Source organism: Lysobacter sp. S4-A87 (assembly GCF_022637455.1).
Classification (GTDB): Bacteria; Pseudomonadota; Gammaproteobacteria; order Xanthomonadales; family Xanthomonadaceae; genus Lysobacter_J.
In genome coordinates, this window is record NZ_CP093341.1 from 627,417 (window position 1) to 650,943 (window position 23,527).

At 67.7% G+C, this 23,527-nt stretch carries 21 protein-coding genes and 1 other RNA gene; 5 read left to right on the forward strand and 17 right to left on the reverse strand.

All coding sequences use genetic code 11. From position 1 onward, the window contains the following. Positions 1-62 precede the first annotated feature (62 nt). The 8 genes from recJ to dapB form a co-directional block, all read right to left on the reverse strand. A complete protein-coding gene (gene recJ / locus MNR01_RS02855) occupies positions 63-1,778 on the reverse strand; it encodes a single-stranded-DNA-specific exonuclease RecJ (RefSeq protein WP_241919481.1) in 1,716 nt (571 codons plus the stop codon). Continuing rightward, on the reverse strand, positions 1,775-2,740 hold the full coding sequence (locus tag MNR01_RS02860; protein WP_241919482.1) for a phosphoglycerate mutase: 966 nt from the start codon (positions 2,738-2,740) through the stop codon (positions 1,775-1,777). Before MNR01_RS02860 ends, recJ begins: the two co-directional genes overlap by 4 nt. A 13-nt stretch (positions 2,741-2,753) precedes the next feature. Then, positions 2,754-3,230, reverse strand: a complete 477-nt coding sequence (gene greA / locus MNR01_RS02865; protein WP_200605130.1) for a transcription elongation factor GreA — start codon at positions 3,228-3,230, stop codon at positions 2,754-2,756. 201 nt (positions 3,231-3,431) lie between these two features. Then, on the reverse strand, positions 3,432-6,683 hold the full coding sequence (gene carB / locus MNR01_RS02870; protein WP_241919483.1) for a carbamoyl-phosphate synthase large subunit: 3,252 nt from the start codon (positions 6,681-6,683) through the stop codon (positions 3,432-3,434). A 7-nt stretch (positions 6,684-6,690) separates the two neighbouring features. Next, a complete protein-coding gene (locus MNR01_RS02875) occupies positions 6,691-7,131 on the reverse strand; it encodes a hypothetical protein (protein ID WP_241920699.1) in 441 nt (146 codons plus the stop codon). After that, positions 7,131-7,694, reverse strand: coding sequence for a hypothetical protein (locus MNR01_RS02880; RefSeq protein WP_241919484.1), 564 nt, complete (start codon positions 7,692-7,694; stop codon positions 7,131-7,133). The genes MNR01_RS02875 and MNR01_RS02880 overlap by 1 nt, the downstream gene beginning before the upstream one ends. After that, positions 7,694-8,833 carry a glutamine-hydrolyzing carbamoyl-phosphate synthase small subunit gene (carA, locus tag MNR01_RS02885; protein WP_241919485.1) on the reverse strand — a complete coding sequence of 380 codons (1,140 nt, stop codon included), beginning with the start codon at positions 8,831-8,833 and terminating at the stop codon, positions 7,694-7,696. The genes MNR01_RS02880 and carA overlap by 1 nt, the downstream gene beginning before the upstream one ends. Positions 8,834-9,124: 291 nt before the next feature. After that, complete coding sequence (dapB, locus tag MNR01_RS02890; RefSeq protein ID WP_241919486.1) at positions 9,125-9,844, reverse strand: 4-hydroxy-tetrahydrodipicolinate reductase; 720 nt, start codon at positions 9,842-9,844, stop codon at positions 9,125-9,127. Positions 9,845-9,935: 91 nt separating this feature from the next. Here dapB and MNR01_RS02895 point away from each other — a divergent pair, with 91 nt between their 5' ends. Next, on the forward strand, positions 9,936-10,670 hold the full coding sequence (locus tag MNR01_RS02895) for a glutathione S-transferase N-terminal domain-containing protein (protein WP_241919487.1): 735 nt from the start codon (positions 9,936-9,938) through the stop codon (positions 10,668-10,670). Positions 10,671-10,733: 63 nt separating this feature from the next. Here the strand turns inward: MNR01_RS02895 and dnaJ are convergent, their stop codons facing one another. The 4 genes from dnaJ to hrcA all read right to left on the reverse strand — a co-directional run bounded on the left by dnaJ (position 10,734) and on the right by hrcA (position 15,879). Next, positions 10,734-11,861, reverse strand: coding sequence for a molecular chaperone DnaJ (gene dnaJ, locus MNR01_RS02900; RefSeq protein WP_241919488.1), 1,128 nt, complete (start codon positions 11,859-11,861; stop codon positions 10,734-10,736). A 164-nt stretch (positions 11,862-12,025) separates the two neighbouring features. Further along, positions 12,026-13,936: a molecular chaperone DnaK gene (gene dnaK, locus MNR01_RS02905; RefSeq protein ID WP_241919489.1), complete on the reverse strand. Its 1,911-nt coding sequence runs from the start codon at positions 13,934-13,936 to the stop codon at positions 12,026-12,028. A gap of 135 nt (positions 13,937-14,071) precedes the next feature. Next, a complete protein-coding gene (grpE, locus tag MNR01_RS02910) occupies positions 14,072-14,614 on the reverse strand; it encodes a nucleotide exchange factor GrpE (RefSeq protein ID WP_345779025.1) in 543 nt (180 codons plus the stop codon). Positions 14,615-14,823: 209 nt separating this feature from the next. After that, on the reverse strand, positions 14,824-15,879 hold the full coding sequence (hrcA, locus tag MNR01_RS02915; protein WP_241919490.1) for a heat-inducible transcriptional repressor HrcA: 1,056 nt from the start codon (positions 15,877-15,879) through the stop codon (positions 14,824-14,826). A 142-nt stretch (positions 15,880-16,021) separates the two neighbouring features. Here hrcA and recN point away from each other — a divergent pair, with 142 nt between their 5' ends. Beyond that, positions 16,022-17,701, forward strand: coding sequence for a DNA repair protein RecN (gene recN, locus MNR01_RS02920; protein WP_241919491.1), 1,680 nt, complete (start codon positions 16,022-16,024; stop codon positions 17,699-17,701). 82 nt (positions 17,702-17,783) lie between these two features. Here recN and MNR01_RS02925 read toward each other — a convergent pair whose 3' ends face one another. Together MNR01_RS02925 and fur are read right to left on the reverse strand one after the other, a co-directional pair. Beyond that, the gene (locus tag MNR01_RS02925) at positions 17,784-18,227 is read right to left on the reverse strand and encodes a potassium channel family protein (RefSeq protein ID WP_241919492.1); all 444 of its coding nucleotides are present in this window, start codon (positions 18,225-18,227) and stop codon (positions 17,784-17,786) included. 84 nt (positions 18,228-18,311) lie between these two features. Next, a complete protein-coding gene (gene fur, locus MNR01_RS02930; protein WP_200605112.1) occupies positions 18,312-18,713 on the reverse strand; it encodes a ferric iron uptake transcriptional regulator in 402 nt (133 codons plus the stop codon). 203 nt (positions 18,714-18,916) lie between these two features. On the opposite strand from fur, the gene bamE reads away from it, so the two are divergent. Next, entirely contained in the window at positions 18,917-19,312 is a 396-nt protein-coding gene (gene bamE, locus MNR01_RS02935; protein ID WP_241919493.1) for an outer membrane protein assembly factor BamE, read from the forward strand. A gap of 55 nt (positions 19,313-19,367) precedes the next feature. Here bamE and MNR01_RS02940 read toward each other — a convergent pair whose 3' ends face one another. Together MNR01_RS02940 and MNR01_RS02945 are read right to left on the reverse strand one after the other, a co-directional pair. Beyond that, entirely contained in the window at positions 19,368-19,631 is a 264-nt protein-coding gene (locus tag MNR01_RS02940) for an RnfH family protein (protein ID WP_241919494.1), read from the reverse strand. After that, positions 19,628-20,074, reverse strand: a complete 447-nt coding sequence (locus MNR01_RS02945; protein ID WP_241919495.1) for a type II toxin-antitoxin system RatA family toxin — start codon at positions 20,072-20,074, stop codon at positions 19,628-19,630. Before MNR01_RS02945 ends, MNR01_RS02940 begins: the two co-directional genes overlap by 4 nt. Positions 20,075-20,140: 66 nt before the next feature. On the opposite strand from MNR01_RS02945, the gene smpB reads away from it, so the two are divergent. Continuing rightward, positions 20,141-20,653, forward strand: a complete 513-nt coding sequence (gene smpB / locus MNR01_RS02950; RefSeq protein WP_241919496.1) for an SsrA-binding protein SmpB — start codon at positions 20,141-20,143, stop codon at positions 20,651-20,653. A gap of 134 nt (positions 20,654-20,787) precedes the next feature. Here the strand turns inward: smpB and MNR01_RS02955 are convergent, their stop codons facing one another. Next, positions 20,788-22,983, reverse strand: coding sequence for a CHASE domain-containing protein (locus MNR01_RS02955; protein WP_241919497.1), 2,196 nt, complete (start codon positions 22,981-22,983; stop codon positions 20,788-20,790). A gap of 166 nt (positions 22,984-23,149) precedes the next feature. On the opposite strand from MNR01_RS02955, the gene ssrA reads away from it, so the two are divergent. Further along, positions 23,150-23,503, forward strand: a transfer-messenger RNA (tmRNA) gene (gene ssrA / locus MNR01_RS02960). Positions 23,504-23,527: the final 24 nt, after the last annotated feature.

Sequence of the window (23,527 nt, forward strand, 5' to 3'; positions counted from 1 at the left end):
AGTCTTGGGCGGCAAAATCCGAGTCCAGTCCGCCATTCGTCAGCGAACCGCTGGCTGCAACCCTAGGCGGGCTCGCTGTGCACGACCACCAGCTGCACCGCATCGCCGCCACGGTAGTCATCGGGTTCGAGGCGATATGCGATGCGCAGACGATCTGGCGGCGCATTGCCGAGCCAGCCGCCAAACTCGATCGCGTTCAGTCGCAAGCCGGCAAAGCCAAGCACCAGTTTGAGGTGGCGTTCGCCGACGACTCGCCAGCTCACCACGTCAAACTCGCCGTCGAACTGCGGCTCCGGGAAACCCTGCCCCCATGGGCCACCATCGCGCAGTGACTCGGCGCTGGCGCGGTTGAACTCTGCTGCACCGAGCTCGCCATCGCTGAGGATGTCGGCCTGCAGCAATTCGGGCGTCAGCGTGGCCTGCGCGCACTGCTCGAAGGCCCTGGCAAACGCCGGGTACGCCTCCGCGCGCATCGACAACCCGGCTGCCATGGCGTGGCCACCAAAACGCTCGATCAGGTCCGGATGGCGTGCGGCGACATCGGCCAAGGCATCACGGATGTGGAATCCCGGAATCGACCGCGCCGAGCCGCGCAGGGTGTCGCTGCCCGGTTCGGCCGGAGCGAAGGCGATGACAGGACGGTGCAGTCGTTCCTTCATCTTCGATGCCACCAGTCCGACCACGCCGGGATGCCATTGCGCGTCGTACAGGCATACCGCTGCGGCAGCGACCTGATCCGGCGACGGCACGCGCGCCAGCGCCAGCTCCGCTTCGTCGGTCATCTGCTGTTGCACGGCGCGGCGTTCGCTGTTGATCTCGTTCAAGGTCGCGGCGATGTCGCGCGCCCGCGCCAGGTCGTCGGTGAGCAGGCACTCGATGCCCAGCGACATGTCCTCCAGACGCCCCGCGGCGTTGAGACGCGGCGCCACGGCATAGCCGATGTCGGCGGCGGTGAGGCGGCCGGCATCGCGTTGCGAAACTTCGATCAGGGCGCGCAGGCCAACGCTGCCCTGCCCCGCGCGCAGCCGACGCAGACCTGCTGCGACAAGCGCGCGATTGTTCGCGTCGAGCGGCACCAGGTCGGCGACGGTACCCACCGCGACCAGGTCGAGCAGCGTCGTCAGGTCCGGACCCTGGCCGGAGAACGCCCCTTGCTCGCGCATGTGGCGGCGAAGGGCCAGCAGCACGTAGAACATCACGCCAACGCCGGCCAGCACCTTGCTCGGGAACGGGTCGCCGTGCAGGTTCGGATCGACAATGGCATCGGCCGGCGGCAAGTGCTCGCCGGGCAAGTGATGATCGGTCACCAGCACTTGCCAACCGCGCGCCTTGGCCGCGGCGATGCCGGCGTGGCAGGCAATGCCGTGGTCGACCGTCACCAGCAACTCGGGTTGCAGCGCCGCCAGCTCTTCGACCAGTGCCGGCGACAGCCCGTAACCGTGGACCATGCGGTTGGGCACGGCGTGCGAGACACGTTGCGCACCCAGCATGCGCAAGCCGCGCACGCCGACTGCGCAGGCGGTCGCGCCGTCGCAGTCGAAATCGCCGACCACGACAATGTGGCGATCCCCGGTGATCGCGGCCGACAACAGCGCCACGGCGGCATCGAGGCCGCCCAGGTCATCGGGTGCCAGCAGGTTGGCCAGGCGCGGCTGCGCCTGGTCGATGCTGGTCGCACCGCGCGCCGCGTACAGGCGACGCAACAGCGGCGACAGGGTTTCCGGCCATTGTCCGGCCTGCTCGTACTCGCGCCTGCGCAGCCTGGCTTGCGGCCTCATGCGCCGCCGCGTCCCGTCGCCGTGACAAACGAATGCAGCGGCTTGCGCCAGAAGCGCCAACGCTGGCTGCGCGCAATGTCGTAACGCGCGCCATCGGCGAAGTCGAACTGCAGACCGTCGAGCTGACCCTTCGCCAATGCCGCAAGCAAGGGAGCGAACCAGTCGCGCTCCAGCAGTGCCAGATCGCGGCCATCGCGAAGATCGAACAACGCGTCCCCGACGTTGCCGGGCCATGACGGTGGTCGTGCATCGACCTGTGCGCCGGCGAGCGCAGCCAGCGCCGTCAGCGCCTCGTCCTCACTGGCAATGCGGGCAAAGCGCGTGCGCACGTGATCAGGCAGCACCCCGGCGCCCCAGAACCACAGCGAGTTGACCGGCGCCAGGCCTGCCGCGGCACGCGAGGCATTGAGCGGGTGGTTGTGAAGCACGACCTGGGCTTCGCTCAGCAACGCGCGCCAGCGGCGACCTTCGTTGCCTTCGGGCAACTGGTCGAACATGTCGGCGCCGAGCGCCTGCTCGGGCGAGGTGAATTCGGGGAGCCTGGCACCGGGAGGAAAGCGCAGATACCAGCGCGACGGCACCGGTGCGTCGATCGGGAACCCGGCATCGCCGAAGAGCGGCTTCAGCGGACGCAGCAGTGCAGCCGCATCACTCGCGGACAGGCCCAGGGCCTGGCCGTAGGACAGCAGCCGCGCACCGTTGATGTCCGGCTGCACATAGGCCGGATCGGCGCGTAGCCAGACCGCGTTGGCGGCATCGCCGACGTCGCGCTGGCGCGCCGCCGCGGCGACCGGCCAGCCGCGCGGGAGCACGTCGAGCACGCGCGCCATCTGCGCACGGCCGTCCACGGAGGGATCTGCTGCCGACTGGCTGCGGTCGGCGCGGGCCAGGGCCTTGCCCGTGGCGGGCGAGAGCCGCTGCCCGCCGAAGCGATCGCGTGCCGGCAGCAGCAGGCTGACCATCAGAGCGTGTTCATCAGCCGGCGTAGCTGACGCCGACGATCTCGTACTCGCGGATGCCGCCGGGTGCTTCGATGGTCACCGTATCGCCTTCGTGCTTGCCGATCAGCGCACGCGCCACCGGCGACGAAATCGCGATCAGGCCCTGCTTGATGTCCGCTTCCAGGTCGCCAACGATCTGGTAGCTGCGCTCTTCGTCGGTCTCGCTGTCGGCCAGCTCGACCTTGGCGCCGAACACGACCCGCGAACCTGCGTTCAACGATGCGACGTCGATGATCTGCGCATGCGACAGCTCGGCTTCGAGCTGCTTGATGCGGCCTTCGATGAAGCCCTGCTGCTCGCGCGCGGCGTGGTACTCGGCGTTCTCCTTGAGATCGCCATGGGCGCGCGCCTCGGAGATCGCATTGATCACGGCCGGGCGCTTGACCGACTTGAGCTCTTCAAGCTCGGCGCGCAGGCGCTGTGCGCCGTGCAGGGTAATGGGTGCTCGCATTGCTTTGTTCCTTTGGATCCGGCCCAACGGCCGGCTACGGCTTCGATAGCCGATTCTCTATCAGATGGCGACCCCGGCGAAAGCCTTGTCACCCGTCATTCCCGCACAGGCGGGAATCCAGGGACGTTGCCCGGCCCGGAAAACCCGAGTCGCTGCATCCCCGCCTGCGCGGGGATGACGGCGACAGGGGCGGCGCGGACGTCAGGCCGCGCCGTCGATTTCCTTGTGCAGCTCCTGCAACGACCACACCGGGCCGGTGCCGCGATACTCGAGCGAGTTGACCAGTGCCCGCGCGCCGGACACCGTCGTCGAGTAGGTCACGCGATGCTGCAGCGCTTCGCGGCGGATCGAGAACGAGTCGTTGATCGCCTGGCGGCCTTCGGTGGTGTTGACGATGTAGACCAGCTCGCCGTTCTTGATCAGGTCGACCACGTGCGGGCGGCCTTCGGTGACCTTGTTGATGCGCTCGCAGCTGATGCCCTGCGCGGTCAGGAAGGCATGCGTGCCCTCGGTCGCGACCAGGCTGTAGCCACGCTTGACCAGGTCCTGCGCCACCGGCAGCACGCGGGTCTTGTCCGGATCGCGCACCGAGACGAACACCTTGCCGCCCTGCGGCAGCGCCTTGATGCCGCCGGCTTCCTGCGCACGGGCCATCGCCGCGCCGAAGTTGCGGCCCACGCCCATCACCTCGCCGGTGGAACGCATCTCCGGTCCGAGGATCGGATCGACGCCCTGGAACTTGGCGAACGGGAAGATCGCTTCCTTGACCGAGTAGTACTCCGGGATGATCTCCTTCGTCGCGCCCTGCTCGGCCAGGGTCTGGCCGACCATGCAGCGCGCCGCGATCTTCGCCAGCGCCATGCCGGTCGCCTTGGACACGAACGGCACCGTGCGCGAGGCACGCGGGTTGACCTCGATCAGGTAGATCGTTTCCTCGCCCTTCTCGTCGAAGGTGATCGCGAACTGGGTGTTCATCAGGCCGACGACCTTGAGCGACTTGGCCAGCGCCCGCACCTGGTCGCGCAGCTTGTCCTGCACGGCCGCGGTCAGCGAGTACGGCGGCAGCGAGCACGAGGAGTCGCCCGAGTGCACGCCGGCTTCCTCGATGTGCTCCATCACGCCGCCGATCAGGACGTTGCCATCCTTGTCGGCGATGACGTCGACGTCGACTTCCACGGCGTTGTCGAGGAAGCGGTCGAGCAGCACAGGCGAGTCGTTGGACACCTTCACCGCGTCGCGGATGTAGCGGGTCAGGTCGGAGTCGCCGTAGACGATCTCCATCGCCCGGCCGCCGAGCACGTAGCTGGGACGCACCACCAGCGGGTAGCCGATCTGCGAGGCCAGCAGCAGCGCCTCGTCGGGATTGCGCGCGGTGCGGTTGAGCGGCTGCGCCAGGCCCAGGTCCTGCACCAGCTTCTGGAAGCGCTCGCGGTCCTCGGCCAGGTCGATGCTGTCCGGCGTCGTGCCGACGATCGGCACGCCGTTGGCTTCCAGTGCGCGCGCCAGCTTCAGCGGCGTCTGGCCGCCGTACTGGACGATCACGCCCTTGGGCTTCTCCAGGTCGGCGATCTCGAGCACATCCTCGAGGGTCAGCGGCTCGAAGTACAGGCGGTCGGAGGTGTCGTAGTCGGTCGAGACCGTCTCCGGGTTGCAGTTGACCATGATGGTTTCATAGCCGTCCTCGCGCAGGGCGAGCGCGGCATGCACGCAGCAGTAGTCGAACTCGATGCCCTGGCCGATGCGGTTGGGACCGCCGCCGAGCACGATGATCTTGTCGCGGCTGGTCGGGTTGGCTTCGCACTCGTCCTCGTAGGTCGAGTACATGTAGGCGGTGGTGGTGGCGAACTCGGCGGCGCAGGAATCCACGCGCTTGTACACCGGGCGCACGCCGAAGGCGCGACGCAGGGTGCGCACGGCGGTCTCGTCGGTACCGGTCAGCTGCGCCAGGCGCGCGTCGGAGAAACCCATGCGCTTGAGCGCGCGCATGCGGCCCTTGTCAAGCGCCGACAGGCCGGCGTCGGCAACCTGCTTCTCGGCGGCGATCAGCTCCTCGATCTGGTCGAGGAACCACGGGTCGACGAACGACAGCGAATGCACGTCCTCGACGCTCATGCCGGCGCGGAAGGCATCGCCGATGAAGAACATGCGCTCCGGGCCCGGTTCCTTGAGCTCGCGGCGCAGCGTGGCCATGTCCTGCTCGCTGGCCAGGTCCAGGCCGGTGGGGTCGAGGCCGACCTTGCCGGTCTCCAGGCCGCGCAGGGCCTTGTGCAGCGACTCCTGGAAGGTGCGGCCCATCGCCATCACCTCGCCGACCGACTTCATCTGCGTGGTCAGGCGGGCGTCGGCCTGCGGGAACTTCTCGAAAGCGAAGCGCGGGATCTTGGTGACGACGTAGTCGATCGTCGGCTCGAACGAAGCCGGCGTTGCGCCGCCGGTGATCTCGTTGCGCAGCTCATCCAGGGTGTAGCCGACGGCGAGCTTGGCGGCGATCTTGGCGATCGGGAAGCCGGTGGCCTTGGACGCCAGCGCCGAGGAACGCGACACGCGCGGGTTCATCTCGATGACGACGACGCGACCGTCCTTGGCGTTGATGCCGAACTGCACGTTCGAGCCGCCGGTATCGACGCCGATCTTGCGCAGCACCGCGATGGAGGCATCACGCAGGCGCTGGTACTCCTTGTCGGTCAAGGTCTGCGCCGGGGCCACCGTGATCGAGTCGCCGGTGTGCACGCCCATCGCGTCGAAGTTCTCGATCGAGCAGACGATGATGCAGTTGTCCGCCTTGTCGCGGACCACTTCCATCTCGAATTCCTTCCAGCCCAGCACCGATTCCTCGACCAGGATCTCGTGCACGGGCGACAGTTCCAGGCCGCGCTTGGCGATCTCCTCGAACTCTTCCTTGTTGTAGGCGATGCCGCCGCCGGTGCCGCCGAGGGTGAACGACGGGCGGATGATGGTCGGGTAGCCGACCCGGGTCTGGATGTCGACGGCCTGCTCGAAGCTGCGTGCGACCTCGGCCTTCGGGCACTCCAGGCCGATCTCGGCCATGGCGACGCGGAACAGCTCGCGGTCTTCGGCCATCCGGATCGCGTCGCGCGAGGCGCCGATCAGCTCGACGTTGTACTTCTCCAGCACGCCGTTGTCGGCCAGGTCGAGCGCGCAGTTCAGCGCGGTCTGGCCGCCCATCGTCGGCAGCAGCGCGTCCGGGCGTTCCTTGGCGATGATCTTCTCGACCGTCTGCCAGTTGATCGGCTCGATGTACACGGCGTCGGCCATGTTCGGGTCGGTCATGATGGTCGCGGGGTTGGAATTGACCAGCACCACGCGGTAACCCTCGTCACGCAGGGCCTTGCATGCCTGGGCGCCTGAATAATCGAATTCGCAGGCCTGGCCGATCACGATCGGGCCAGCGCCGATGATCAGGACGGTCTTGATGTCGGTGCGCTTGGGCATGGTGTCCTCAGTAAAGTCGTTCCTGCCACGCGGGGGGCGCGAGCCAGGTGATCTGTTCGGGCGACCTTGCTGCGATCGCTCCGCGGTTAACCGCAGCAAGCACTGCCTGCTGCATCGAATTCCAGCTGCCGGCGGTGGCGCCGATGCGCGCACCGATCCGGTTGTTGTGCGCATCCATCGCACGTGCGGCGTTTCCCTGCCCGTCCCGCTCCATCACCTGCGTCACCCAGTCGACGCAGCGCGGCGACAGCGTGTAGGCCACGATCGCGCTGGCCAGCGTGTGCCGGTAGGCATCGGCCGGGCCGTTGCGACCGCCGGGAAGGCCGGCCGCGAAGAACTGCGCGTACACGGCGACCATCACGAACACCGGATACGCACCCAGCAACGCCACCGCCAGAAACCAGCGACGCCAGCGGCGGCGTCCGCTATTGGCGGCGACGGCGCCCATCACGCCTTGGGCAACTCCACGCCGCACTGCGACTGCACCTGCGCCGCCAGCGTTACCTGCTGGTCCTGCGGCAGGTCCACTTCCGGGAACTCGCGCTTGAGCACGGCCGCCGCCGGGCTGGACATGAACTTGGCCACGTCGTCCAGCTGCCCGGGCGTCAACCCGTCCATGAACGCTTCCGGCTCCGGGCGCGGTTGATTGCGCACCGTTGCGACGACACCGCTTCGGACGAACTCCATGAAGCGCGCACCGCCCGGCGTCTGCGCGAAGCGCTCCCAGTCCTCGACCACCGCGGCGTCACCGAACAGGTCGCGGAAGGCATTGTTCAGCGCACCGGCAAATGCCGGCCGGACCAGTCCGCTGACGCACGTCCGCTCGCTGCTGCTGTAGTGGGACAGCTCCGGCGAATGGTCGAACTTCTCGTCCATGGTCAGCGCGAACGCTTCGTCGAACCCCAGCAACTTCTGGACCCGCACCACCTGGCTGTCGGACGGCACGGCTGCGGCGGCCACGACGGGCAGCAGCACCAGTGCGACCGCAGCCATGCGGCGCAGCGCCTGCATCACTTGGCCTGCTCCATCATCGCCACGAAGCGATCGAACAGCGGGGCGACGTCGTGCGGGCCAGGGCTGGCTTCCGGGTGACCCTGGAAACTGAAGGCCGGGGCATCGGTCAGGGCGATGCCCTGGTTGGTGCCGTCGAACAGCGAGCGGTGAGTCACGCGCACGTTGCCCGGCAGCGTCGGCTCATCGACCGCGAAGCCGTGGTTCTGCGAGGTGATCATCACCCGGCCGCTGTCGAGGTCCTGCACCGGATGGTTGGCGCCGTGGTGGCCGGTGCCCATCTTCATGGTCTTGGCGCCACTGGCCAGCGCCAGCAGCTGATGGCCCAGGCAGATGCCGAAGGTCGGGATCCTTGCCTTGATGAATTCGCCGATCGCCTCGATCGCGTAGTCGCACGGCTCCGGGTCGCCCGGGCCGTTGGACAGGAACACACCGTCGGGCTTGAGCGCGAACACGTCCGCGGCCGGCGTCTGCGCCGGCACCACCGTCAGGCGGCAGCCGCGCTCGGCGAGCATGCGCAGGATGTTGTGCTTGACGCCGTAGTCATAGGCGACGACGTGGAAACGCGGCGGCGCCTTGACGAACTCGTTGCGGTCCAGGTCGAGCTGGCCGTCGGTCCACTCGTAGCGCTTGGACGTGGTCACTTCCTTGGCAAGGTCCATGCCCTTGAGGCCGGGGAACTTGCGTGCGGCTTCCAGGGCCTTCTCGACATCGAGCTTCTCTCCAGGAGACGCGCCCGCCATCAACGCGCCGTTCTGCGCACCCTTTTCGCGCAGGATGCGGGTCAGCTTGCGCGTATCGATGTCGGCGATGGCGACGATGCCGCGCTTGGCCAGCCACTCCGGCAGCGACACCTGGCTGCGCCAGTTGCTCGGGCGACGCGGCACGTCGCGCACGATCAGGCCGGCGGCCCAGGCCTGTGCGGCCTCGTCGTCCTGGTCGGTGCAGCCGGTGTTGCCGATGTGCGGGTACGTCAGCGTCACCATCTGGCGCGCGTACGAGGGGTCGGTGAGGATTTCCTGGTAGCCGGTGATGGCCGTGTTGAACACGACTTCGCCGACCGAAAGGCCAGGCGCGCCTACGGAAACGCCCTCGAAGATGGTGCCGTCTTCGAGTGCGAGGATTGCGGGTTGGGTCACGGGGATCGCCTTGGCTGCCGGGGGGTGCTGACACCCCCACCGCTGCGCAGATGCCGGCAGCCAGACTTGGCAAAAACCGGCCTGCAGCAAAGCGCGGACGCGGTGCGGGACCGGTCCGACGGAAGGGGTTCAGGCGAGCGGGAATTCTAGCGGTCCGCGGCCCTGGATGCCAGCCTTGAATGAATGGCGGCTGGAGATTCATCAGGCTCGCGTCGCCCCGGGGAGGCCTCCTGGCGGGGCTTCAGCCCCTGCTTCAGCCCCTTGGGCGCGCCTCGCGCCGCCAATGGCCGCTCAGAGCAAATCGCGCAGGCGGTAGTGGCCGGGCGCCCTGGCGGCGAGCCTGGCGGCGGCGTGCAGCGCCCCGCGGGCAAAGATGTCGCGGTTGGTCGCCCGGTGCACCAGCTCGATGCGCTCGCCGGGTGCGGCGAATTGCACCAGGTGCTCACCGACGATGTCGCCGGCGCGAAGCGATGCGTAGCGCGGCTGCGCCCCGCCCTGCTCCGCGCATGCGCCCAATGCCAGGGCGGTGCCGGACGGCGCGTCCATCTTGTGCACGTGGTGCGATTCGACGATGTCGCAATCCCAGCCCGGCAGCGCAGCAGCGGCGCGTTCGACCAGCTCACTGAGCACCGCCACGCCAAGGCTGAAGTTCGCCGCCCACAGCAACGCGATGCGCCCGGCTGCTGCGTCCAGGGCCTGACGCTGCCCTTCTTCCAGTCCGGTCGTGCCCGAGACCAGCGCCGCACCGCGGTGCGTGCACAAGTCGAGGATCGCGTCGAAACCCTGCGGCAAGCTGAAGTCGATGGCGACATCGAACGGCGGTACGCCCGACAGCTCTGCTGCTGCGAAATGCGGCACGCCATCGACCACACGCTGCGCAGGCTGCGAGCGCGAAACCGCGGCAACCACGACGACATCGTCGCGTTCGGCGGCAAGGCGCAACAGGGCCTGGCCCATGCGGCCGGTGACGCCGTGGATCAGGACACGGACGGGATGGCTGGAATCATTCATCCGCGCAGGCTAATCGCAACACGGGCGCGTGGACAAGCGAACACCCCGAATGGTGATAATCGGCGGGACGCGTCAACGCCGGAGCACGATCGTGCCGTCACACCCGCCACTGCTGATAGGCGAAGCCTTCTCGCCGTGGACGCAGAAGGCGCGCTGGGCACTGGAGGCCTGCGGTGTCGACTTCGCGTATCGCGAGTACACGCCCACGCTGAGCGAACCTTGGCTGCGCTGGCGGATGCGGCAATGGTCGGGGACGGTGTCGGTGCCGGCCCTACTGGCTGGATCAGAAGTGGTACGCGGCTCGTGGGACATCGCCCGCTTCGCCGCAGCTTCGGCCGGGGACCACAGGCTCGGTGACTTCGACGCGATCGCACCGTGGAACGAACTCAGCGAGGCGGCGCTGGCCGAAGCGCGCAGCCGCGTCCTGCGTTGCGTGCTGGCGGATCCGCAGGCGCTCGACGAGGCATCCGCATCAGTGCTGCCCCCGCCACTGCGGCAGCCGTTGCGCTTCATCGCCCGCGACGCCGCGCGTCGACTCGACCGCAAGTACCGGCACCTGCTGGTGCCTGGTTCGCTGCGTATTGCATTGGAGCGCACGCGTGCCGGCCTGCATGCGTCGGGTTGCGATCACCTTCTGGGCCGCTTCGGTTACGCCGACATCGCCATGGCCGTCGTGCTGGAGGCAATCCTGCCGGCGGCGCGGATCGAACCGCCATTGGGACCGGCTACGCGTCGATGCTGGAGCGACCCGGTACTGGCTTCGGAGTTCGATGACTTGCTTCGTTGGCGGGACCGGCTGCTCCTCCGGCCGCGCACCACCCCCTGAAAACAGATCAGGAGCCAGCAAGCTGGCTCCTGACAGGGTGTATCAGCTGGCGGCGGCGTTGCCTCAGGACGTCATTCGATCCCAGAAGCCTTTCACTCCGTCCAGAAAGGTAGACGCGCGCGGTGAATGGCGGCGGGCTCCCTCCCCGACAAAGGTCGCTTCGAACTTCTCCAGCAGCTCGCGCTGCTCGGGGGTCAGGTTGACCGGGGTCTCGACCACGATCCGGCAGTACAGGTCGCCGGGGGCGCGGCTGCGCACGGATTTGACGCCCTTGTCGCGCAGGCGGAACAGCTTTCCGGTCTGGCTCTCGGCCGGGATGCGCAGCTCGACGTCGCCATCCAGCGTCGGCACCCGGATGGTGTCGCCCAGCGCGGCCTGCGAGATCCGCACCGGCACTTCGCAGTGCAGGTCGTCACCGTCGCGCTGGAAGATCTCGTGCTCGCGCACGCGCACATCGACGTAGAGGTCGCCCGGCGGCGAACCGGCCGGTCCGGCCTCGCCCTCGCCGGTGAGGCGGATGCGGTCGCCGTTGTCGACGCCGGCGGGAATCTTGACCTGCAGGGTCTTGGTGCGCTCCACGCGCCCCTGGCCGTTGCAGTCGCCACACGGATTGGCGATGGTCTTGCCGCGGCCGCCGCAGTGCGGGCAGGCCTGCTGCATCGAGAAGATGCCGCGCTGGAAACGCACCTGGCCACGGCCCTGGCAGGTCGAGCAGGTCTCGAGGTTGCCGTCGGCCGAACCGGTACCGTCGCAGGTGTCGCATTCGTCGAGGGTCGGGATTTCGATGGTCTTCTCGATCCCACCCACCGCTTCTTCCAGCGACAGCTCCATCACGTAGCCGATGTCGGCGCCGCGACGCGGGCCGCGCGCACCGCCGCCTCCGCCAAAGATGTTGCCGAAGATGTCGCCGAAGATGTCGCCCATGTCGGCGTAGCCGGCACCGCCGCCACCGCCGCCCATGCCATGCTCGAACGCAGCGTGTCCGTGCTGGTCGTAGGCGCGGCGGCGATTGCCGTCGGTCAGGACCTCGTAGGCTTCCTTGCACTCCTTGAACGTCGCCTCGGCGGCGGCGTCACCCGGATTGCGGTCAGGGTGGTGCTTCATCGCGCAGCGACGGTATGCCTTCTTCAGGTCTTCGTCGCTGGCGTCACGGGCCACGCCCAGGACTTCGTAGTAATCGCGCTTGCTCATTGCCGGGGTTGACTCGGTAACTCGGTAAGGGGGAAATCGTCAAAGCGAAGGACCGTGCAATCCACGGTCACACGACCATGGACACAAGAAAGGGGAACCGGTTGCGGACGCACTGCCGTTGGCTGCGCGGTCCTCATTCCGGCCCCCCGTTCCCTATTCCCGCCTTACTTCTTGTCGTCCTTGACTTCAGTGAACTCCGCGTCCACCACGTCATCGGACTTGGGCGCGCCGGCACCGGCATCCTGGCCCGGCTGCGACGACGCGGCGGCGGCGGCGAACAGCGACTGCGCCGCTTCTTCCAGCGCCTTCGACTTGGCCTCGATCTGGCCCTTGTCGTCGCCCTTCATCGCCGTCTCCAGCTCGGCAATCGCGCCTTCGGTGCGGCCGATCACGTCGCCGGCGACCTTGTCGCCGTTGTCCTTGATCGCGCTGCGTGCGTTGTGGATCAACGCGTCGGCATGGTTGCGGGCCTGGACCAGCTCGTGGAACTTCTGGTCTTCCTCGCGGTTGGCTTCAGCGTCGGCGACCATCTTGGCGATCTCGTCCTCGGACAGGCCGGAACCTGCCTTGATCTCGACCTTCTGTTCCTTGTTGGTCTTCTTGTCCTTGGCCGACACGTGCAGGATGCCGTTGGCGTCGATGTCGAACGACACCTCCACCTGCGGCATGCCGCGCGGTGCGGCCTCGATGCCGGTCAGGTCGAAGCGGGCCAGCGACTTGTTGTAGCGGGCCTGCTCGCGCTCGCCCTGCAGTACGTGCACGGTCACCGCGGACTGGTTGTCCTCGGCGGTGCTGAAGGTCTGCGAGGCCTTGGTCGGGATGGTGGTGTTCTTCTCGATGATCTTGGTGAACACGCCACCCAGGGTCTCGATGCCGAGCGACAGCGGGGTCACGTCGAGCAGCAGCACGTCCTTGACGTCGCCGGCCAGCACGCCGCCCTGGATCGCGGCGCCAACCGCCACGGCCTCGTCGGGATTGACGTCCTTGCGCGGCTCCTTGCCGAAGAACTCGGCCACGGCCTGCTGCACCTTCGGCATTCGGGTCTGGCCGCCGACCAGGATCACTTCGCTGATCTCGCTGGCACGCAGGCCGGCGTCGTTCAGGGCGATGCGGCACGGCTCGATGGTGCGCTTGACCAGGTCTTCGACCAGGGCTTCGAGCTTGGCGCGGGTCAGCTTGATGTTGAGGTGCTTCGGGCCGGAGGCGTCAGCGGTGACGTACGGCAGGTTGACCTCGGTCTGCTGCGCGCTCGACAGCTCGATCTTGGCGCGCTCGGCCGCGTCCTTCAGGCGCTGCAGGGCCAGCGGATCCTTGCGCAGGTCGATGCCCTGGTCCTTCTGGAACTCCTCGACCAGATAGTCGATGACGCGCTTGTCGAAGTCTTCGCCGCCCAGGAAGGTGTCGCCGTTGGTGGCCAGCACCTCGACCTGCATCTCGCCGTCGACCGATGCGATCTCGATGATCGATACGTCGAAGGTGCCGCCGCCGAGGTCGTAGACCGCGACCTTGCGGTCGCCGCCCTTCTTGTCCATGCCGTAGGCCAGCGCGGCCGCGGTCGGCTCGTTGATGATGCGCTTGACGTCAAGGCCGGCGATCTTGCCGGCGTCCTTGGTCGCCTGGCGCTGGCTGTCGTTGAAGTAGGCCGGCACGGTGATCACGGCCTCGGTGACCGTCTCGCCCAGGTAGGCCTCGGCGGTCTTCTTCATCTTCGCCAGCACTTCAGCGGAGATCTGCTGCGGTGCCATGTTCTTGCCGTCGGCCGTGGCCACCCAGGCGTCGCCGTTCTCGTGCGCGGCGATCGAGTACGGCACCAGGTCGAGGTCCTTCTGGACTTCGGCGTCGGTGAACTTGCGGCCGATCAGGCGCTTGACCGCGAAAAAGGTGTTCTTGGGGTTGGTGACGGCCTGGCGCTTGGCCGAGGCGCCGACCAGGACTTCGCCGTCCTTGGTGAAGGCCACGATCGAAGGCGTGGTGCGGTCGCCTTCGGCGTTTTCGATGACCTTGGCCTTGCCGCCTTCCATGATCGCGACGCACGAATTGGTCGTGCCCAGATCGATACCGATGATCTTGCCCATGTGTGTAGCTCCCTCGCTAATGCTTGAATGATGTGGCGCCGAATCGAGTGGTGGCGCCGATGTGCGTTATCTGGGGGCCGGCGGCGGGCTCTTCAAGCGACAGGCGCTCGCCAGGCACCGCCCTGCCCCGACCGTTCAGTCGTGCTTGGCCACCACCACCAGCGCAGGGCGCAGCAGGCGGTCGTTGAGCAGCCAGCCCTTCTGGTAGACCTGGACCACGTCGCCCGGCGCATGCCCGGCGCTCTCGACCATGCTCATCGCCTGGTGGTGCTCCGGGTTGAAGGCCTTGCCGGCCGGATCGATCGCGACCAGGCCGTTGTCGGTGACGACCTTGAGCAGCTGGCGCAGGGTCAGCTCCATGCCTTCGCGCAGGTGCTGGGCCGTGTCGGCCTGGATGGTGAGGCCGGCCTCGAGGCTGTCGATCACCGGCAGCAGGTCGCCGAGCACTCGCTCGTTGGCGAACTTGCGTGCCATGTCGATGTCGCGGGCCATGCGCTTGCGCTGGTTCTCGAGCTCGGCGCGTTCGCGCAGCGAGTCCTCGCGCAGTTGCGCCAGTTCGGCGCGGGCGGCCTCCAGCTGAGCCGCCAGCGAACCGCCACCGTCGGCGTCGTTGGGGAGGTCCAGAGTGTCGTTGTCGGGGGTGTCATGCGGGTCGATCTGGGTCATGCGGTGCTCCATCCCTGCGCCAAGGGCGCCAAACAATTCGGAAATCCGCGCTCAATGCGCGACAGGGAGGCAATGGGGCCACCCTGCGAGGTTTCAAGACGAGCAGAGCCGCCAGCGGCGGCCAACGGCCGGGAACCCACCGTAGCCCGGGTAAGCGAAGCGCACCCGGGATCGTTCGCGCCGGCCCCGGGTGCGCTTCGCTTACCCGGGCTACGGTGGGGCTACGACTCGGAGTGGATTGCCGCTCCGAGCGCGTCGGCGGCGGCCTGCACCACTGGGATCACCCGCTCGTAGGCCATCCGGGTGGGACCTATGACTCCCAGGACCCCCAGCACCTGGCCGCTGCCACCGCCGGCCACATAGGGCGCGGTGACCAGCGACATCCCCTCAAGCGGGGCCAGGCCCGTCTCCTCGCCAATGAAGATGCGCACGCCCGGCGCCTGCACCGTGCGTTCGAGCAACTGCAGGATCTCGCGCTTGCGGGCGAAGGCGTCGAACAGATCGCGCAGGCGGTCCAGGTCGGCCAGCTCCTGCACCCCCATCAGCCGCGTCTGCCCGGCCAGGACCATGTCGTCGCCGCCCGGGGCCAGGGCCTGTTCGGCCAGCTCGACCGACTGCGTCAGCAACGACTGCATCTCGGTCTGGGCGCTGCGCAGCTCGCGCAGCAGGGTCGCGCGGATATCGGCCACCGTGCGCCCGGCGAAGTGGGCGTTCAGGTAATTGGCCACGCGCTCTAGCTCGCCTGCGTCGAAAGGCCGGCGGGTCTGGACGATGCGGTTCTGCACTTCATTGTCGGCAAACACCAGGATCGCCAGTACCCGCGCGCCGTCGAGGGGCACGAAGTCGATCCGGCGGAACGCGAACTGCTCGCGCCGCGGCACGCTGACCACGCCGACGAAATGGGTCATCGCCGACAGCAGCTCCGAGGCGCTGCCGAGCAGGGCCTGGGTGCCGGAGCCGGCAGGGAGTTCGCCGCGCAGGCGGGCCAGGTCGCTGTCCGGCAACGGCCGGACCTGCAGCAGCGAGTCGACGAACAGTCGATAGCCCTGCGCCGTCGGGATCCGGCCGGCCGAGCTGTGGGGCGCGCTGAGCAGGCCAGCGTCCTCCAGGTCGGCGAGGATATTGCGGATGGTCGCCGCGCTCACATCGAGGCCGGCATGGCGCGCCAGCGTCTGCGAGCCGATCGGCTCGCCGCTGTGGATATAGCGGCCGATCAGGGTGCGCAACAGCTGCCGTGCACGCGGGTCGAGGCTGGGATCGGCAGGTTTGCGGTTCATGACGGGGATATTGATAGGGCCCGGCCCGATCCGGTGCAAGGCTTTTCGGTGCCCGACATTGCGGGACGCGCCCCCCGGTCTGAACCTGCGAGACGCTCCCCCGCTATCACGCCGCAACCCACACGAGGCACAATCGCGCTCCATGCTCGTCCACCTCTCCCTCAAGCAGTTCGCCGTGGTCAGTGAAGCCGAGCTCGGCTTCGGCCCCGGCCTGACCGTCATCTCCGGCGAAACCGGCGCCGGCAAGTCGTTGCTGGTCGATGCGCTGGGCCTGATCTCGGGCCTGCGCGCCGACAGCGGCGTGGTCCGCCATGGCGCCGACCGCGCCGAACTGGTCGCCGGCTTCAGCCTCGATGACGTCCCCCTCGCCCACGCCTGGCTGCGTGACAACGAGCTCGACGAGGACGACGCTTGCCAGGACGCGCCCTGCCAGATCCGCCGCGTCATCCGCGCCGATGGCGGCTCGCGCGCCTGGGTCAACGGCCGCCCGGTCACCCTGGGCCAGCTCAGCGAGCTGTCCGCCCTGCTGGTCGAAATCCACGGCCAGCACGAGCACCAGGCGCTGCTGTCACGCCCGAGCCAGCTGGCCCTGCTCGATGCCTTTGGCCGCACCCAGGCCGAACTCGGCGCCGTCGGAGCCGCAGCGGCACGCTGGAGCGCGTTGCTGGCAGAGCGCGACGAACTGTCGGCCAAGGGCGACGTGTCCGATCGCATCGGCTGGCTCGAACACCAGCATGGCGAGCTCGACCGCGAAGACCTGGAGGCAGACGCCATCGTCCGCCTGCAGGAAGACCATCGCCGCCAGTCCCATGCCGCCGACCTGATCGCCGCCTGCGAAGGTGCCTTCGCCCGCCTCGGCGGCGATGAAGGCCCGTCGCTGTCGCGCAGCCTGCAACAAGTGCGCAGCGACCTTCAGCGCGTGCTCGAACACGAACCGCGACTGGGCGATGTCGATGCCATGCTCGATGCCGCCGCCATCCAGGTCGACGAGGCGCTGGCCCTGCTCGACCGCGTGCGCAGCGATCTCGACCTCGACCCGTCCGCCCTGGAGGTGATCGAGCAACGCCTGACCCGCATCCACGAACTGGCGCGCAAGCATCGGGTTCCGCCCGAGCAGCTGGGCGCGCAGCGCGATGCAATCGCCGTCGAACTGGAATCCCTGCAGGGCGCCGGCGTGCGCCTGGCACGCCTCGACACCGAGATTGAAACCGCACGCCGCGACTGGCGCCAGGCCGCGGATGTCCTCGGCCGCCTGCGCCGTGATGCGGCTGCAAACCTGTCGGCCAGCACCACCGCGCTGATTTCCGAACTGGGCATGGGCGGCGGCCGCTTCGACATCCAGATCGAACCGGTCGAGTCGGACCGGCCCGATCCGCAGGGCGGTGAGCGCGTGGAGTTCCTGGTCGCCGCCAACCCGGGCCAGCCGGCGCGGGCACTGCGCAAGGTTGCCTCCGGCGGCGAACTGTCGCGAATCTCGCTGGCGATCGAGGTCGCCGCACTCGGACTGGACGCCGTGCCGACGATGGTCTTCGACGAGGTCGACACCGGCATCGGTGGCGCCGTGGCCGAGATCGTCGGACAGAAGCTGCGAGCCCTGGGGGCCAGCCGCCAGGTGCTGTGCGTGACCCACCTGCCGCAGGTCGCCGCGCAGGGCCATGCCCATTACCGCGTCAGCAAGGCGGCCAGCGAAGGCGTCACCCAGAGCGCGGTGCAGTTGCTCAACGCCAAGCAGCGCGAGGAAGAACTGGCGCGCATGCTCGGCGGCGTCGAGCTCACCCGCGAGGCGCGGGCCGCGGCCAAGCGACTGCTGGCCGACGTATAGCGAACGTAGCCCGGGTAAGCGAAGCGCACCCGGGACTCGCGTCTGCAAACCCGGCTGCGCTTCGCTTACCCGGGCTACGCGGCTACTGCGTGGGGATGCCGGATTCGGATACCTTCTTGCGCAATGTCGACTGCAGCACCGCCACCAGCAGCGCTACCGACCAGCCCGCCAGCAGCACGCCGACCAGGCTCTGCAGCGCCCCGACCAGGCGCCACTCCGGTGGCAGCAGGACATCGCCGTACCCGAGCGTGGCATAGCTGACCACCGAGAAGTACAGCGAGGTGTTCCAGTCCCACTCGGCGTTCTTCCACTCGTAGAACCATGCCCAGACGACGGTCTCGGAGCTGTGCAGCAGCATCAACTCGATGACGACCCGGACCAGGTAGAAGTGCAGCATCCGGCCTTCGCGCGGGCGCTCCATCTTCGCGAGCTGTTTGATGGTGATGGCACTGTAGCCGCTGTGCATCACAACGGTGATGGCGGTCAACAGCAATGCCCAGAGCAACTGGTTAAGCATGTCGATCATCCGTGGTTTTGTCCGCGTCCTTGTGGATCAGCCGCGCTTCGGCGGCGGTACCTGCCTTCGGACCTGCCCTGGCCCGGATACTGCTCAGCGCTTCTTGCGCACGTATAGCACTAGCGAATGCTCTTCGATCTCGTAGCCGTGCTTGGCAGCGATCTTGCGCTGCAGTTCCTCGATCTCCGGGCTTTCGAACTCGGTGATCTTGCCGGTATCGACGTCGACCATGTGGTCGTGGTGATGGCCGCGGTCGAGTTCGTACACCGACTGCCCGGCCTCGAAGTTGTGCTTGAGCACCAGACCGGCCGCCTCGAACTGGGTCAGGACGCGGTAGACCGTGGCCAGGCCGATGTCCTCGCCGTGCTCGAGCAGGTGGCGATAGATGTCTTCGGCCGTCATGTGGCGGGGCTTGGACTGCTCCAGCAGCTCCAGGATCCGCAGGCGCGGGTGGGTGACCTTCAATCCGGCATTGCGCAGGTCTTGCGATTCCATCTGGGTTCCTCGGGTCGAACGCTGCCGGACGGGCGCGGTGGCTGTGGCTGTGGCTGGGGCAGTGGCGCCTGGGACCAGGCGCCGGAACGCCCGATGAACGCGACCGGGCCACTGCCGCCTGCGTCCGCGCTTGGTGGATGCGGGCTTCAGTGTATCATCGCCGCGTTATCCGCCTGTCGCAGACACCGATGCCGAAGCACACGATGCACAAGCTCCTTCTGGTCCTTTCCATCGCCATGGTCACCGGCGGGTGCGGCATCCTCTACAAGCAGCCGATCTACCAGGGCAACCTGCTGGAAAAGGCCAATGTCGACCAGTTGCAGGCCGGCATGAGCAAGCAACAGGTGTCCCTGCTGCTGGGCTCGCCGTCGATCGAGGACCCGTTCCACCACAGCCGCTGGGACTACACCTCGAGCCAGCGCACCGACCGTGTCGGCCACACCGAGATCAAGAACCTCACCCTGTGGTTTGAAGGCGACACTCTGGCGAAGTGGGAAGGCGACTACTTCCCCGAACAGGACGAAGACCTGGCCAAGTCGGCGCAGAAGCAGTTCGGCCGCAACCTGCCCAAGGAAAAGGACAAGCGCCGCGGGCGCTGAGTCCGGTCGCAGCGCGGCACCCGCGCTGCTCCCCTGCCCCGTCATGCCATCCCGGCTACTTGCGCGGCGCCTGCTGCGCGCGCCGGCGGCGTGACTCTTTCGGGTCCGCCTGCAGCGGCCTGAGCAGCTCCAGCCGGTCGCCGTCCCGCAGCCTCGTGCCAGGATCCGCGCGCACGCCGTATACGGCGTAGCCGGTGGTTTCCGCATCCGCGTCCAGACCGGCAGCCTTGAGGGCATCGGCCACGCTGGCACCTTCGGGCAATTCCAGGTCGATGGCCTCGAAACGGTGCGGCCAGGCGCGGACGACCTCGACCTTCATGCCCCCTCGCGCGCCTCTTCGCCGCGGTCGGCCACCTTGATGAAGTCGTCGACCATGCGGTCGGCCAGGCCCTGGAACCCGATCGCCATCGCCGGCCCCAGCAGTTTCACCTTGGGCTCGAACGTCAGCGTCAGGGTGACCTTGCAGGCCGACTCGTCCAGGGCATGGAACTCCCAGCGCCCGCCCAGGCTGCGGAACGGGCCATCGACCAGCTTGAGCTCGATGTGGTGCGGCGGAGACATCGTGTTCTCGGTGGTGAACCACGTGCGCAGCGCGCCAAATCCGATGTCCAGGCGTGCGACCTTGCGACTGTCACCTTCCTCCAGCACCTGCGCCGCCTCGCACCAGTCGAACCGGCGCGGATAGGCGGCCACATCGTTGACCAGCGCAAACATGCGCGCGGCGGAGTGTTCGACGAGGGCGGTACGGCGGATGGTCTGCATGGTCTGGGCTGGCGCCTGGCTTTGGGCCTGGTATCGCCCAGGCCCCGCTTCGGGGACAATGGTGCGATGTCCAAGAATTCCAACAACAAGACCGGCAAGGATAAGGGAAAGGGCGGCGCCGGCGGCACCATCGCGCTTAACAAGCGCGCCCGCCACGATTACCTGCTCGAGCAGAAGTTCGAGGCCGGGCTGTCCCTGCAGGGCTGGGAACTGAAGGCGATCCGTGCCGGCCGCGCCAACATCGTCGAAGGCTACGCGGTGGTGCGTAACGGCGAGATGTTCCTGCACGGCGTGCAGATCACCCCGCTGATCTCGGCCTCGACCCATGTCGTGCCCGAGGAGCGCCGCACCCGCAAGCTGCTGATGCACCGCCACGAGATCGACAACCTGATCGGCCGCATCCAGCGCGACGGCTATACCGTCGTGCCGACCGCGCTGTACTGGAAGGGCAACAAGGTCAAGTGCGAGATCGTCCTGGCCAAGGGCAAGCAGGCCCACGACAAGCGCCAGGCCAGCAAGGAACAGGACTGGCAGCGCGAGAAGCAGCGCGTGATGCGCGGGCACAACAAGAACGCATAGTTTCCGGGCTGCGCCCGCAAACCCCCAAGATTCGCTCGCGAATCTCGGGCCCCATGCCGCGCTTCCATCCCCCATTCGCACCTTCGGTGCGAATCGCCCCCAACTTGGGGGCTGGATAAAACCAGGGTAGCGGCTCAGTCGATCAGCTTTTCGCGCGGCAGCGTGAACCAGAACGTCGCGCCACGGCCCACTTCGCCCTCGGCGCGGATCGTGCCGCCGTGGCGCTCGACGATGCGCTTGACCGAGGCCAGGCCGATGCCGTGGCCGGCGAAATCCTCGTTCTGGTGCAGGCGCTGGAATGGCCGGAACAGCTTGTCGACGTATTCCTGCGAGAAGCCCGCACCGTTGTCGCGGACGAAGTACTCCGGGCCGGTTTCGCGATGCACGGCGCCGAACTCGATCTGTGCGCCGACGCGGTCGCGGGTGAACTTCCAGGCATTGCCCAACAGGTTGCCGAGCAGATTGCGCAGCAATGTCGCATCGCCGATCACGAACAGCTCCGGTTCGATCTGGATGTCGACCTGGCGCTTGCCGTCGCCGACCCTGAGCTCTTCCAGCACTTCGCTGGCGAGCCGGCTGAGGTCGACACGCTCCAGCTTCAGTTCGCCACGACTCAGGCGAGACATCTTCAGCAGCGCGTCGATCAGCTCGCCCATGCGCGCCGCGGCACGGCGCACGCGCACCAGGTATCCCTTGCCGGCATCGTCCAGGCCGCCGGAATGGCGTTCGACCAGGATCCGGCTGAAGCCGTCGATCGCCCGCAACGGCGCGCGAAGGTCGTGCGAGATGCTGTAGGCGAACGCCTCCAGCTCCTGGTTGGCCTGGCTCAGTTCGCGCGTGCGCAACGCCACGCGAGCCTCCAGCGTACGGTTGAGCGCGTGCACCCGCGCCTCGGCACGCAGGCGCTCGGTGACGTCCTCGACCTGCACCAGGCCGGCAATGTCCTGGCCGATGTTGCCCGGCACGGGCGAATAGGTCAGCTGCGCCTGGCGCGGCTCGCCGCCCTCGCGGTGCAGGCGGCGGGTGGCGCGATGGATGCCCTGTGCATCGGTGCTGCCGCTGGCGTGGGCGATCATCTCCGGCTCGTCGCTTTCGAACAGCGCGTCGAAACGCACACCCACCAGCGCTTCCGGGGTCAGGCCGACAATGGTCGCCAGCGCCGGATTGGCTTCGACGATGTGGCCTTCACTGTCGAGCAGCGCCTTGCCGATCGCCGAATACAGCATGGCGCTGCGAAAGCGCATTTCGCTGCGCCGGAAGTCTTCGGTCATGCGCACCGCGATGCGGTACGCCTGCGCCTCGGTGCGCGCCAGCATCCAGGCGATCGCGTAAAGCAACAGCGACGAGAACAAGCCCAGCGCGAGCAGGTTCTGCAGGCCCTGCAGGCGCGGCGCGGCCACCGCCAGCGGCGCCGATTCGTAATCCACCCGCCAGCGGCGTCCGTACTGGTTGAAGCGCTCGCTGTGGCGGAACGCGGGCGGACGCTTGTCGCCGCCCTCGGACGTGGCAAACAGCTGGCGCTCTTCGCCGCCTTCGTCGAAGACACGGAAGCGGCCACTGCCGTGCACGGCGCCAAGGGCATTGCGCACGAAGCCGTCCATGCGCAGCGGCACGTAGGCCCAGCCCTGGATGCCGGCCCTGCGCAGTCCGGTCGTCGCCGGGCGACTGCCGCCGCGATAGACCGGCAGGTACAACAGCAGCCCGGTGCCCTGGAGCGGGCCATCCTGGATCAGGTGCACCGGTCCGGACAGATAGGTATTGCCGGTGTCCATGGCGGCGGTCATCGCCGCCCGTCGCACCGGCTCGGCGAACATGTCGTAACCGACCGCGGCCACGTTCGCCGGCGTTTTTGGCTCCAGGTAGAGAATCGGCCCATAGTCCGCGCGCTCACCGCGCGGCCAGATCTCGAGCATTCCATAGCCCGAATCGCGCCAGGCCAGCTGCAGTTCCGGCAGGCGCGTGGCGGTGACGTATTCGGCAAAGCCAAGGCCGACCATGCCCGGGAAACGCTCCTGGATGTCCATGCCGTCGACATAGGCCTTCCATTGCGCCGGCGTTGGCCGCTCCCGCGTCACCGAAGCGAACAACGACACGCCGCCGCGCGCGACCAGTTCGTACTTGATCATGCCCTGGCGCAGCAGCTCGGTGACTTCGGCACTCTTGCTGATGAACTCCGCCTCGGCCGCGCGAAGTTCGCGCTCGCGCGCCGCGCGCCAGGCCGTGAATACCAGAACCAGCGAACCGACCAGCACGATCAGCGCCAGCAGGTAGCCCCGCCGTGGCGACAGCTCCGCGAGTTCGGGGGTACGGGGGCCGGCGGCGTCGGTCATTGCCCCAAGCATACAAAGCCCGGGCGCCAAGCGGAGCATCGCCTGCGGCGTCTGCAGCCCCTGCCCCCGGCCACTGGTTGAATGGAAGCTGCCCTGCGACGTGTCGCGGCGCTTGTGTGGCCGGGATGCGGCCCTATACTGACCGGGTCAGCGAACAGCTGTCCCCGGGGGTGCACTGGCTTCGACGGGGGTTGCGAAATCGCCTGGTGCATGCCGAGGGGGTAGCTTTCCTCGTAAATCCAGCTGCAAACTTCTAGTTGCCAACGACGACAACTACGCTCTCGCCGCTTAAGGCGTAAGCCCCGAAACTGCTTGTGTCCGTGTTCGCAGCGTAGGGTCATCATCACGGAATCGCCGGGGACGGTTGCCTGTCAGTCCCTGGTTAACCCAAAACAGGCTGGTCCCCGGATGCGCTTTGCGCGCCGTGCTGTTCGGGGGCGAGACCTAACGGAGCGCTAAGCATGTAGTGCCGGGGATGGAGTGCCTTCGGACGGGGGTTCAATTCCCCCCACCTCCACCATTCAAGCAAAAGCCCGCCTGGTGC

Excerpts from the sequence above, each read along its gene's own strand:
- MNR01_RS02945 (WP_241919495.1), bottom strand. The coding sequence starts at position 20,074 with ATGCAGACCATCCGCCGTACCGCCCTCGTCGAACACTCCGCCGCGCGC.
- MNR01_RS02860 (WP_241919482.1), bottom strand. The coding sequence starts at position 2,740 with ATGGTCAGCCTGCTGCTGCCGGCACGCGATCGCTTCGGCGGGCAGCGG.
- fur (WP_200605112.1), bottom strand. The coding sequence starts at position 18,713 with ATGGAATCGCAAGACCTGCGCAATGCCGGATTGAAGGTCACCCACCCG.
- grpE (WP_345779025.1), bottom strand. The coding sequence starts at position 14,614 with ATGGAGCACCGCATGACCCAGATCGACCCGCATGACACCCCCGACAAC.
- MNR01_RS02925 (WP_241919492.1), bottom strand. The coding sequence starts at position 18,227 with ATGATCGACATGCTTAACCAGTTGCTCTGGGCATTGCTGTTGACCGCC.
- hrcA (WP_241919490.1), bottom strand. The coding sequence starts at position 15,879 with ATGAACCGCAAACCTGCCGATCCCAGCCTCGACCCGCGTGCACGGCAG.
- bamE (WP_241919493.1), top strand. The coding sequence starts at position 18,917 with ATGCACAAGCTCCTTCTGGTCCTTTCCATCGCCATGGTCACCGGCGGG.
- dnaK (WP_241919489.1), bottom strand. The coding sequence starts at position 13,936 with ATGGGCAAGATCATCGGTATCGATCTGGGCACGACCAATTCGTGCGTC.
- recN (WP_241919491.1), top strand. The coding sequence starts at position 16,022 with ATGCTCGTCCACCTCTCCCTCAAGCAGTTCGCCGTGGTCAGTGAAGCC.
- smpB (WP_241919496.1), top strand. The coding sequence starts at position 20,141 with ATGTCCAAGAATTCCAACAACAAGACCGGCAAGGATAAGGGAAAGGGC.
- greA (WP_200605130.1), bottom strand. The coding sequence starts at position 3,230 with ATGCGAGCACCCATTACCCTGCACGGCGCACAGCGCCTGCGCGCCGAG.
- recJ (WP_241919481.1), bottom strand. The coding sequence starts at position 1,778 with ATGAGGCCGCAAGCCAGGCTGCGCAGGCGCGAGTACGAGCAGGCCGGA.
- dnaJ (WP_241919488.1), bottom strand. The coding sequence starts at position 11,861 with ATGAGCAAGCGCGATTACTACGAAGTCCTGGGCGTGGCCCGTGACGCC.
- MNR01_RS02880 (WP_241919484.1), bottom strand. The coding sequence starts at position 7,694 with ATGCAGGCGCTGCGCCGCATGGCTGCGGTCGCACTGGTGCTGCTGCCC.
- dapB (WP_241919486.1), bottom strand. The coding sequence starts at position 9,844 with ATGAATGATTCCAGCCATCCCGTCCGTGTCCTGATCCACGGCGTCACC.
- MNR01_RS02955 (WP_241919497.1), bottom strand. The coding sequence starts at position 22,983 with ATGACCGACGCCGCCGGCCCCCGTACCCCCGAACTCGCGGAGCTGTCG.
- carB (WP_241919483.1), bottom strand. The coding sequence starts at position 6,683 with ATGCCCAAGCGCACCGACATCAAGACCGTCCTGATCATCGGCGCTGGC.
- MNR01_RS02875 (WP_241920699.1), bottom strand. The coding sequence starts at position 7,131 with ATGGGCGCCGTCGCCGCCAATAGCGGACGCCGCCGCTGGCGTCGCTGG.
- MNR01_RS02940 (WP_241919494.1), bottom strand. The coding sequence starts at position 19,631 with ATGAAGGTCGAGGTCGTCCGCGCCTGGCCGCACCGTTTCGAGGCCATC.